The organism is Aquabacterium sp. (genome assembly GCF_036279655.1).
Classification (GTDB): domain Bacteria; phylum Pseudomonadota; class Gammaproteobacteria; order Burkholderiales; family Burkholderiaceae_C; genus Aquabacterium.
Genome location: NZ_DASUIT010000142.1, coordinates 1 through 11,137, shown reverse-complemented (window position 1 = coordinate 11,137; position 11,137 = coordinate 1). Strand labels below are relative to the sequence as shown.

8 protein-coding genes are annotated in these 11,137 nt (G+C 64.7%); 1 reads left to right on the top strand and 7 read right to left on the bottom strand.

Annotated elements, in window-relative coordinates:
* The coding region (locus tag VFW84_RS15255; protein ID WP_329681315.1) for an acyl-CoA dehydrogenase family protein at window positions 1-1,415 on the bottom strand (1,415 nt) is incomplete at its 3' end.
* A 50-nt stretch (window positions 1,416-1,465) separates the two neighbouring features.
* Complete coding sequence (locus VFW84_RS15250; RefSeq protein ID WP_329681314.1) at window positions 1,466-2,224, bottom strand: TetR/AcrR family transcriptional regulator; 759 nt, start codon at window positions 2,222-2,224, stop codon at window positions 1,466-1,468.
* Between the two features lie 347 nt (window positions 2,225-2,571).
* On the opposite strand from VFW84_RS15250, the gene VFW84_RS15245 reads away from it, so the two are divergent.
* Window positions 2,572-3,132 carry an HNH endonuclease gene (locus tag VFW84_RS15245; protein ID WP_329681317.1) on the top strand — a complete coding sequence of 187 codons (561 nt, stop codon included), beginning with the start codon at window positions 2,572-2,574 and terminating at the stop codon, window positions 3,130-3,132.
* On the opposite strand, the gene VFW84_RS15240 is transcribed toward VFW84_RS15245, so the two are convergent.
* The 5 genes from VFW84_RS15240 to VFW84_RS15220 form a co-directional block, all read right to left on the bottom strand.
* A complete protein-coding gene (locus VFW84_RS15240) occupies window positions 3,133-4,332 on the bottom strand; it encodes a glycosyltransferase family 4 protein (protein WP_329681313.1) in 1,200 nt (399 codons plus the stop codon).
* 17 nt (window positions 4,333-4,349) lie between these two features.
* Window positions 4,350-5,843 carry an HlyD family type I secretion periplasmic adaptor subunit gene (locus VFW84_RS15235; protein WP_329681312.1) on the bottom strand — a complete coding sequence of 498 codons (1,494 nt, stop codon included), beginning with the start codon at window positions 5,841-5,843 and terminating at the stop codon, window positions 4,350-4,352.
* Window positions 5,840-8,101, bottom strand: a complete 2,262-nt coding sequence (locus tag VFW84_RS15230) for a type I secretion system permease/ATPase (RefSeq protein WP_414639012.1) — start codon at window positions 8,099-8,101, stop codon at window positions 5,840-5,842. The genes VFW84_RS15235 and VFW84_RS15230 overlap by 4 nt, the downstream gene beginning before the upstream one ends.
* A gap of 243 nt (window positions 8,102-8,344) precedes the next feature.
* On the bottom strand, window positions 8,345-8,950 hold the full coding sequence (locus VFW84_RS15225) for a TetR/AcrR family transcriptional regulator (protein ID WP_329681311.1): 606 nt from the start codon (window positions 8,948-8,950) through the stop codon (window positions 8,345-8,347).
* 57 nt (window positions 8,951-9,007) lie between these two features.
* The coding region (locus tag VFW84_RS15220; RefSeq protein WP_329681310.1) for a calcium-binding protein at window positions 9,008-11,137 on the bottom strand (2,130 nt) is incomplete at its 5' end.

Here is an 11,137-nt window from a genome sequence, read left to right as displayed (position 1 = left end):
AGCTTGCCAAACTTGGTCAGCTTGGCGCCGGCATCACCCAGCACCTTGCGGCCCAGCAGGTCCAGCGATTGCACGGTGTTCGTGCCTTCGTAGATCATGTTGATGCGCGAATCGCGCACGAACTGCTCCATGCCCCACTCGTGGATGTAGCCGTGGCCGCCGAAGACTTGCTGGCAGTGCGTGGCCGCGGTGTAGGCGTTGTCGGTGATGAACGCCTTGACGATCGGGGTCAGCAGGGCCACGGTGTCGTCGGCTTCCTTGCGGACGGCCTCGTCAGGGTGGTTATGCGACTTGTCCAGCTCGATGGCCACGAAGTACACCAGGGCGCGGGCGCCTTCAGCGTAGGCACGGGCGGTCAGCAGCATCTTGCGCACATCGGGGTGCACGATGATGGGGTCGGCGGCCAGGTCAGGGCGCTTGGGGCCCGACAGGGCACGCATCTGCACGCGGTCCTTGGCGTAGTTCACGGCGTTTTCGTAGGCGACTTGCGTCAGGCCCAGGGACTGGTTGCCCACACCCAGACGGGCGCCGTTCATCATCACGAACATGGCGGGCAGACCGCGATGGGGCTTGCCCACCAGGGTGCCCACGGCGTCTTCCAGCACCATCTGGCACGTGGCGTTGCCGTGGATGCCCATCTTGTGTTCCAGGCCACCGCAGTAGATGCCATTGCGCGAGCCGATGGAGCCATCGGGGTTCACGTTGTACTTGGGCACAGCGAACAGCGAGATGCCCTTCGAGCCTTCGGGCGCGTCCGGCAGACGGGCCAGCACCAGGTGGACGATGTTCTCGGACATGTCGTGCTCACCGGCCGAGATGAAGATCTTGGCGCCGGTGATTTTGTAGGTGCCGTCGGCTTGAGGAACAGCCTTGGTGCGCAGCAGGCCCAGGTCGGTACCGCAATGGGGCTCGGTCAGACACATGGTGCCGGTCCACTCGCCGCTGGTCAGCTTGGGCAGGTACAGGGCCTTCTGCTCAGGCGTGCCATGGGCTTCCAGGGCAGCGTGGGCGCCGTGGCTCAGGCCGGGGTACATGGTCCAGGCCTGGTTGGCCGAGTTCATCATTTCGTACACGGCCTGGTTGACCAGTTGGGGCATGCCCTGGCCACCCCACTCCGGATCCGCCGACAGGGCCGACCAGCCGTTCTCGATGTACTGCTTGTAAGCGGCCTTGAAGCCCGTGGGGGTCTTCACTTCGTGCGTGGTCTTGTCCAGCACGCAACCTTCGGTGTCGCCCACCAGGTTCAGAGGGGCCAGCACCTTGGAGGCGAACTTGCCGCCTTCTTCCAGCACGGCATTGATGGTGTCCGCATCCACATCGGCGTAGGCCGGGATGGTCTTGAGCTCATCGACAGCACCGAGCAGTTCGTGCATGACGAATTGCATGTCGCGCAGTGGGGGGTTGTAAGAAGGCATGTTTGAGGCTCCTCGGTGAGAAAAAAGTGCGTGGGATGACGCAGAAAAAATCAGGAATCAACGGACGACAAAGAGGGATCGGAGACCCCTGACTTGGCAGCGACGGGCGCCACCCCTCCTGCATGGGCGCGAGCGACGTCATTCAGTGCATAAAACTGAATGACCCGCTCGAAGCCCACGCGAGCCCGATCCACCGCCCCAGGCGAGCGCAGGAAGCGCGCGTCGTGGTGCAGCGACAGGATCAGGCCGTGGATTTCAAACAGCATCTGCATCGAATCGGTGTCAGGGCGCAGATGCCCCATCTCGACCGACTGACGGATGGCGCGGTCCAGCGCTCCGTGCCACAGCAGCACCATGCCCGCCAGGGCATCGCGCACCGGGCCGGGCCGGTCGTCGAACTCGACGGCGCCACTGATGTAGATGCAACCCGAATCGATTTCGGTGGCCACCTTGCCCACCCAGCGATCGAACAGGGCACGCAGACGTGGCAGGCCACGCGCTTCACGCACGGCGGGGCGGAAGACTTCTTCCTCGAAACGCTCGTGGTACTCGCGGATGACCGAAATCTGCAATTCCTCGCGCGAGCCGAAGTGGGCGAACACGCCCGACTTGCTCATGCCGGTGACCTCGGCCAGCGCACCGATCGACAAGCCCTCGATGCCCATCTGCGAGGCCAGGTTCAGGGCCGCCTCCAGGATGGCCGCACGGGTCTGCTGACCCTTGTGCGCCGCGCCCGAACGCCCACGCTCACGCGCCGCATCGGCGGCGGCGTGCTTGGCATCGTGGCTGGGAGGAGGCGCTGTACTCATGGAAGGAATAAAACGAACGGTCGTGCTATTTTGCAGAAAAGTGTGGCGTCTGTGTGAAGTGGAAGCAAGTTTTTTTGCACATTCCCCGACGGTTTGATGGGGCATGGCGCACGAAGCACCCTCGTTGACGAGCACAGGCGCCTGGGTAAACCCGATCTTTCACCTCATGCAAAACGTCAGGCAACCCACCCTGAGGGCGTGACGGTGTTGCGCCCGGACCGCGCCCCTGCAGGCAGGCGGTTGAGAAAGTCGGGCTTTCCGGCTACCCTGATCTGTAGGTGGCCGCAAAACGGTTGCTGCGAGTTGGTCTTTTCCGGTTGGAACGGTTCTCTTCATTGGAGGGCATGATGGACGTGCTGCAGCTTGACGTGTCGGGCCGTCCGCAGGCTTGGCTGTCGGTCAAGGAAGCGGCGGTTCTTTATGCCAACGACGGGGTCGCCTGGACCCTGGGGGACCCCTTTGTCGTCTTGCGGGGCGGCACCCAGCGGCGCACGGGGCTGCCCTCGCGCCTGGCCCTGCACCCCATCATCGCGGCACGCGGCTCCATTCCCAGCCGCGCTTGGCGCTCGATCCCGGCCCTGTCCAACCCCAAGCTGTTTGCCAGAGACCGGCAGGTCTGCGCCTACTGCGGCGATCGCTTCCATCTGGAAGACCTGACCCGCGAGCACATCGTGCCCACCTCGCGCGGCGGCATGGACACCTGGAAGAACTGCATCACGGCCTGTCGCGCCTGCAACGGCCGCAAGGGCAACCGCACCTTGCAAGAGCTCAACTGGCAGTTGCACTACCTGCCCTACACGCCCAGCCTGCACGAGGACATGATCCTGCGCGGACGGCGCATCCTGGCCGATCAGATGGAGTTCTTGCTGGCCAGTGTGCCGGCGCACAGTCGGCTGCGGCTGACTTGATCAGCCCGTCAGAAGCTGGCGGTAGGCCCGCTCCCCCTGCTGCAGGCTGTAGTTCGCCCTCACATCCTGGCGTGCACGATCACGCAGGGCCTGCAGTGCCGGGCCCTGGTCCAGGGCTTCCAGGGTCCGCGCGGCGATGTCGGCGGGATCAAAGAAGTCCACCAGCAAACCGTTGACGCGGTCCTCGAGAACCTCCAGCACCGGGGCCGTGCGCGAGCCGATCACCAGGCAACCACTGGCCATGGCCTCCAGCATCGACCACGACAGCACGAAGGGGTAGGTCAGGTAGACATGCGCGGCCGAGACCTGGAGCACCTGGCGATAGGTGTCATAGGGGACCTTGCCCAGGAAGTGCGTGCGCTGCGGATCGAGCTTGACTTGCGAGAGCATCTTCTCGCGCCAATGGGCGGCACCCTTGGGCTTTTGTCCATAGCTGACATCATCGCCCCCCACGATGAGGGTGTGGCAGGTCGGGTGCTGCTGCTGGATGCGCTCGAGCGCACGCATGAAGCTGTGAAAGCCGCGATACGGCTCCAGATTGCGCGCCACATAGGTGATGACCGGATCGCCCGCGCGCAGCACCGTGCCATTGGGCAACGCCAAGGTGGCGGACGGATCGGGGCCCAGCAAGTCGGTGTCGACCCCTTCATGAACCAGTTGGATCTTGGGCTGGTAGATGGCGGGGTGGCGACTGCGTTGCCAGGCCGTGGGGCTCACCCCCACATCACAGGCCTCCAGATTGGACAGGTGCAGGGCGTTCCAGGTGCGCAGGCGCGCCAAGCCATCGAAATCCGTCGGGAACTCGGGGTCGAAGCCCACATCGCTGCCACCGGTGCCATAGAACCATTCACAGAAATGGATCAGCCGCGCCTTGGGAAAGATGTCCCTCACATAGAGCGTCTCGCCCCACCCCGGATGCGCGAAGATCACATCGGGGGTGTAGCCGTCACGCTTGAGCTGCTGCAGACCCCGCGCCACGGCCTGGCCGTGCAGCACGGCGCTCTCCATCTGGCGCAGGTAGTGATGCTGCTCCTTGCCCACCTCGCGGTGGAGCTGGTACTTGAGCCAGCGGACCTCGGGCAGGCCGGGGGCCGTGTCGCGCCCCAGGCCCAGCACTTGCCAGCCCGGCTGGCGAGCCCAGACCGGGGCCACCTGACGGAACTGCCCCGGGAAGTTCTGATGGATCAACAAGATGCGCATGATCTGTCCTGCCTCGCTCAACGCTCTCTCATGCTCTCTTGGGCATAGGTCTGCACCGGGCTGAGCAAGTAGTCGATGACCCGCCGTGTGCCCGTCTTGATCTCAGCCGTGAGGTTCATGCCGGGTGCCAGCTTGATGCGCTTGCCATCGACCATGATGGTGTTGGCCGCCAGGGTGAGCGTGGCCGGGAACACGGCACCGGCCTCCTTGTTGCCCTCGTGCACCACGGCGTCGGCCGTGATGGTGGTGACCGTGGCTGGCACCGTGCCATAACGCGTGAACGGGAAGGTCTCCAGCTTGATCTCGGCAGGCTGTCCGTTGTTGACAAAGCCCACGTCCTTGTTCTCCAGGGCCACCTCGGCGGTGACGCGTGCCTGATCGGGCACCACCACCATCAACACCTGGGCCTCGGTCACGACGCCACCCGTGGTGTGCACCGCCAGTTGCTGGACGGTGCCATCGACCGGTGCGGTCAGGGTGGTCAGACGCTCGCGCTGGGTGGCCTTGACGCTCTCTTCGGCCAGTTGGCGTTGCTGCAGATCGGCCTTGGCATGGCGCTCGCCCAAGGTGCGCAGGATGTCGGCACGCCAAGCCGTCAGGGCCTGCTCGGCCTGTTTGATGGCGACCTTCATCTCCTCGCGACGAGCTCGGTAGGTGGCCAGATCCTGCTCCATCTCGATGCGCATGCGCGTGCGGTCCTGACCGGCATGCTGGCTCACGAAGCCTTGTGCCGACAGTGCCTCGAAATCCGCCTCGCGCTTTTGCAGCAGCGGCAAGGTGGCCTTGAGCTTGGCCACCTGCTCGCGCACCGTGGCCAGCTCGGCCTGACGCGCCTCGATGTCGGAATGCAGCTTGGCGCGCTGAGCCTGGATGTCCTGCCATTCGGCCTGCAATTGCGCTCGGACCTGCTCGACCACCGTGGCCTCACCCGCCTGTGCGGCTGGCGGCAGGCTGGGGGCGCCGCCGCTGGTCAGGGCCGTCAGCAAGGCCTGGGTCCGCCAGGCCTCGGACAGAGCCGAGGCACGCTCCTGACTGACGCGGCTGTTGTCCGCGCGGGCCGAGGTGGGATCCAGTTCGATCAGCACCTGCCCCGCCCGCACCTTGTCGCCATCTTGCACATGGATGGCCTTGACCACGCTGGTCTCCAGCGGTTGCACGAGCTTGGTGCCATCACTGACCACGATGCGGCCCGTGGCCACGGCCACGATGTCGATCTTGCCCAGACAGGCCCAGGCCAGCGCAATGGCAAACAGGCTCATGATGGCCCACATGGCACGCCGGGGTGCAGGATGCGGCGGTGTGGCCTGCAAGCTCAGGGCCGCCGGCAGAAAGGCCGCCTCATCGGCCAGACGCGCGGGGCCCGCCAGTTCATGGCGATGGGACCAGACGGCCTGGAAGATGGCCTTGTAACGGGCCAGCAGTTCGATGAAGGGGTGCCGTACGGACTGCGGCACCGGTGCTGGCGCGGTGGATGTCACGGGCGATGAAGGCATGGACGTGGGCTCGGTCATGACAGGTCTCCCGCGGGCGGCGTAGGCACCGGGGCATGATCGATGTCGCCGCCGTGCTGCTGCATGCGCCAGAGGTAGGCGTACAGGCCCTTGGGGCGCTGGATGAGTTCGTCGTGCGGGCCGGCCTCGATGATGCGGCCACGCTCCATGGCGATGATGCGGTGCGCATGGCGCACGGCGCTGAGGCGGTGCGCAATGATCAGCACCGTGCGGCCCTTGCTGATGGCCGCCATATTGCGCTGGATGATGGCTTCGCTTTCATAGTCCAGGGCGCTGGTGGCCTCGTCAAAGATGAGCACACGCGGGTTGCTGAACAAGGCACGGGCGATCGCGATGCGCTGGCGCTGCCCCCCGCTGAGGCTGGCGCCCTGCTCGCCCACGATGGTGTCGTAGCCTTCGGTCAGCTCACTGATGAACTCATGCGCACCTGCCAGGCGGGCGGCATGCACCACCGCCTCGATGGGTGCGGCCGGATCGGCGATGGCGATGTTCTCGCGCACGCTGCGGTTGAAGAGGAAGTTGTCCTGCAGCACCACGCCCACCTGCCGGCGCAGTTGGGCGGCGTCGATCAGGCTGATGTCGATGCCATCGACCAGCAGGCGCCCTTGCTCGGGCACATACAAACGCTGCACCAGCTTGGTCAGGGTGCTCTTGCCGGAGCCACTGCGCCCGACGATGCCGATGACCTCGCCCGGACGGATGTCCAGGTTGACGTTCTGCAAAACAGGTGCCGCCTCGGGTCGATAGCGGAAGGTGACCTGATCCAGCGTGATGCGACCCTTGACGGGCGGCAACTGCGCTGCGTTGGTGGGTGGCACCTCGGTGCGGGTGTTGAGGATGTCGCCCAGGCGCTGCATGGAGATGCCGGTCTGCTGGAAGTCGGTCCACATCTGCGCCATGCGCATGATGGGCTGGGCCACGCGCCCGGCAAACATGTTGAAGGCCACGAACTGACCGACTGTGAGCTCATGGTCCATCACCAGCTTGGCGCCATACCAGAGCGTGGCGGCATTGATCAGCTTGCCAATCAGGTTGATGGACTCATGCGCCCAGGTGGCCAGGTTCTGTGTCTTGAAGCTGGCCGACACGTAAGCGGCCAGCTGGTTGTCCCAGCGGCGCGCCATGGCGGGCTCCAACGCATTGGCCTTGACCGTCTGGATGCCGGTGATGGTCTCCACCAGCAGGGCCTGGTTCTCGGCGCCACGAGCGAACTTCTCGTTGAGGCGGCCGCGCAGCACAGGCACCACCAGCAGACTGACCAGGGCATACAGGGGCAGGCTGGCCAGCACGATCAGGGTCAATGGCACGCTGTAGAACAGCATCACGGCGATGAACAGCCCCGAGAACAGCACATCGAGCACCAGGGTGAGTGCCTGACCCGTCAGAAAACTGCGGATGTTCTCCAGCTCACGCACACGCGCCACCGAGTCCCCCACCCGGCGGGCCTGGAAATAGGCCAGTGGCAGGCGCAACAGGTGCTGGAACAGGCGGGCGCCCAGCTCCACATCGATGCGGCTGGTGGTGTGACTGAACACGTAGGCACGCAGGCCGGTGAGCAGACTCTCGAACAGGACGACGACCACCAGCCCCGCCACGAGCACATCCAGGGTGGTCAAGCCACGGTGCACCAGCACCTTGTCCATGACGACCTGGAAAAACAGCGGGCTGACCAGCGCAAAGAGCTGCAGGAACAGCGACACCAGCATCACTTCGCCGATGAGCTTGCGGTACTTGACGATGCTGGGGATGAACCAGCTGAAGTCGAACTTGGCCAGATCACCCGCGAGGCTGGCGCGGCTGGTGGCCACCAGCAACTCACCCTGTCCCTCGGGCGCCCACTGGCGGGCAAAGACCTCCAGGGGTTCGATGGTGGGACGACCACCGCCCGGCGCATGGGCATCCTGGAACAGCACCCGCTGTCCGTCGCATTGGGCCAGCAGCACCCAGCGATCCTGGCCGTCATCCCCCTTCAGGCGCGCCAGCGCGGGCAGCGCCGCCAGGTTCAGCCGATCGGGCGAGGTGCGCGTGATCTTGGCCTTGAGGCCGAGGTGCTTGGCGGCGCGCAAGAGATCCTGATGGGTCAGCGCCTCGCTGGGCGCCAGCCCCAATTGGTGAGCCAGTGTCGCTGGCTCGGCGGCGATATGGTGCAGGCGTGCCAGCAGGCACAGCATGCCCAAGGCTTCGCCTCGCCGATCGACAGATGGGGGCGCGTCATCGCCTTCAGGATTGGCGACGTTCGCCGAGTGGGTGTACTGCATAACGGCCCTGAGTTTGTCTTTATTGATACTGACGATTATCCGTGCCGCCAGATGTCAGCCACGTCATTCCGCTCCATGACGCACGAATGGAATTGCAAGCAAAGGTTACAAGAAGGTCGTCGCCCAGGAAGAGCCGGACGACACCCGATGCGCTCCATCGCGACTATGCCGACATGTGTCCCGCACTTGAATGCATGAAAGCCCACCCCGCTTTTGGGGGGGGACGGTGTCGGGAGTGCAGCGTCAGCGCGTGACCAGCCCGTCAAAGCAGGTCGTCAACACCCACTCGATGATCTGGTCGGGCGCATGGCCACCCGCCTTGAGCACCCCCAGCACGGGATCACAGGCTCGGGCAAACAGGGTGTAGAGGATGACTTCTGCCGGCAAGCGGTTGCTCATCGTCCCCTCTTGCTGCGCCTGCGTGATCCAGCCCCCGATCCGCTCGCTGACCTGAATCAGCAGGCTCATGTAGTCCATGTCGGTCATCAGGGCCTGGCGCAGGGTGGAGTTCTGCGAAGGCAGCGAGGGCATCTCGCCGGCCAGTTGCACCTCCATGGTCCAGCGCGCCACCGCCTTGAGGCGCCCCAGCGCATCGGCAGGCCCTTGCGCAACGATGTGATCCAGATGGGCCTGCGCCCGATGGAGCATGCGCTTCATGGCCGCGGCGGCCAGCGCTTCCTTGGAGGCAAAGTGCTTGTACAGGCTGGCCTTGGCGATGCCCACATCCGCCGCCACTTCATCGACCGTCATCAGGTCGAAGCCCTTTTCGGCCAGCAGCCGATTCACCGAATCGACGATGGCGTCTTCACGGGCCTTGAGAACTTGTTGCTTGAAGGGGAGTCGGGCCATGGCGCTATTGTAGAAGCCCCGGCTCCGCTCTGCGGGGCCGGGGTGCCACCCAGCGCGTCAGGCCCAACTGCTGGCCAGTACCTTGTTCAGGCTGGCCTGCACATCGGTGGGCAAGATGGTCTGCCCCTGTGCAGGGGGCGCAAAGGCGGCCATGGCCGTCACCAGGGCGTTGACCTTGGTGTAGCTCAGGGTCTTGTTGTCGCCCAGGGCGGTGATTTTTTCAACCCGGTTGGCGCTGCTCACAAACCAGTCCTGCACCGTGACCTTGTCCGTGGTGCCGATGATGCTGATGTCCAGGCTGTTGCCCGAGCGGGTCAGCCACAGCTGATTGGACTTGGCATCGCCCACCTTCAGCACATCGGTGACCAGCCAGGTGCTGTCGGCTTCCACGATGGTGTCCCGGCCATCACCGCGCGCGAACAGATAGGTGTCACTGCCCTTGCCACCCACCAGCAGATCATTCCCCTTGCCGCCCGACAGAGTGTCCTGCCCAGCCAAACCGGTCAGGGTGTCGTTGCCGCCCCCTCCCGTGAGGGTGTCACGCCCTGACGTCCCCATGAGATCTTTCGGCTGATCTCGGGTCACGATGGCCGTCAGATCGGCGCTGCTGAGGGTGCGTCCATCTGCAAAGCGCAGGCTGGGAATGCCGCGCCCGCCAGTGTCGACCCGAACCGTCACCGCATCGGTTCGCCCTCGGAAACCCAGCACGAACTCCTTGCCGGGGCCAACCGGCAGCGTGCCGATGAGCAGATCGTCGCGCGACAAGCCGGCGCCGAACACCAGGGTGTCCTCGGCACCGGCACCGACCGTGTCCTGACCATCCCCGGCTTCGAACGTGATGACATCGGCCGCACCATCGTTGTACTGGTAGTCCGTGAAGGTGTAGATGACATCGTTACCCCTCCCACCCTTGAGCCGATCAGCACCCGCACCGCCATCCAGCCAGTCGCCGCCTTCCCCACCCTCCAGGGTGTCGAATCCTTCGTCGCCTGACAGCGTATCGTCCCCTGAGCCACCGTCCAAGGCATCCGCATCCAAGCCGCCCCTCAGGCTGTCGCGCCCTGCCCCGCCAGACAACACGTCTGCACCGGCTTCACCAGACAGGGTGTCATCTCCATCACCACCCTGCAAGACATTACCTGCAGCATCCCCGAAGATCCGATCATGGGCGGACGACCCCCGGTACATGGCATCCTTGAACTCCTGGGCCCCCCAGGTGCTGCCATCAGCAAAACGGATGGAAGACAGCTCGAACCACGATGTCACCGAATCCGCAGGTCGAGACTTGAACAGCACCTGCGTGCCGAGCACAGCAGGAGAATAAGCACCGCTGACAAACGCGCGGGAGATCTCGATGTCGGACGCCGTGATGCCTTCGCCGAATACCAGAGTCTGGGTGGTGGCGACATCCGCGACCAGCGTGTCGCGACCGTCGCCGCGATCGTAGGCAAAGACATTGGACCCCGAACCACCCCGCAACAGATCATGGCCGGAGCCGCCCTGGAGCGTGTCGTCCCCCAGGCCGCCATCCAGGGTGTCCGCACCCGCCAGGCCCGTCAGCACGTCTGCGCCCGACAGGCCAAGCAGCACATCATCGTCAGCCGAACCCGCGACACGGTCGTCGGCCATGGTGGGCAAAACCCGCAAGGGCCCACGGTAGACCTGCATTTCGGCCCCGGTGAGGACCACACCGTTGGGCAGCCTGACAAACGGCTCAGATCCCATCAGGTGCTGGTCGTACAACTCCAGGACCTCACCACTGGCATTGAGCGTGACCAGGATGCTGCTGACCGTGTTGTATTGCCCATTGCCATAGTGGTCGGTCCCCGCATAGGCGCGGTAGCTGACCGTGGAGAACGACACATCGTCCGTCTCCAAAGCCAGTGTGTCCTGCAGAGGATCAAATCGCCGGATGGTGTCTCGCCCTCGCCCCAAGCCGAAGGTGAATGTCTCGGCAAGGCCTGTCGTTCCGTAAAACATGTCGCTGCGATCCGAGCCCGCGTAGACCAGGGTGCGGAACTCCTCCGGAGACCACGCACTGCCATCGGCGAAGGACAAGCGCACGGATCCGAAAGGATCGGCCCCCACCGGAACACTGAGCACCACACCACCTTGCGCCTGACTGGTGGTGATGGCAACCTGATAGACCGATGGTGGGGCCGGCGGCAGCACGATGCCTCCGTGTGA

Coding starts and splice junctions, on each gene's coding strand:
- VFW84_RS15250 (WP_329681314.1), bottom strand. CDS start 2,224: ATGAGTACAGCGCCTCCTCCCAGCCACGATGCCAAGCACGCCGCCGCC.
- VFW84_RS15245 (WP_329681317.1), top strand. CDS start 2,572: ATGGACGTGCTGCAGCTTGACGTGTCGGGCCGTCCGCAGGCTTGGCTG.
- VFW84_RS15240 (WP_329681313.1), bottom strand. CDS start 4,332: ATGCGCATCTTGTTGATCCATCAGAACTTCCCGGGGCAGTTCCGTCAG.
- VFW84_RS15235 (WP_329681312.1), bottom strand. CDS start 5,843: ATGACCGAGCCCACGTCCATGCCTTCATCGCCCGTGACATCCACCGCG.
- VFW84_RS15230 (WP_414639012.1), bottom strand. CDS start 8,101: ATGCAGTACACCCACTCGGCGAACGTCGCCAATCCTGAAGGCGATGAC.
- VFW84_RS15225 (WP_329681311.1), bottom strand. CDS start 8,950: ATGGCCCGACTCCCCTTCAAGCAACAAGTTCTCAAGGCCCGTGAAGAC.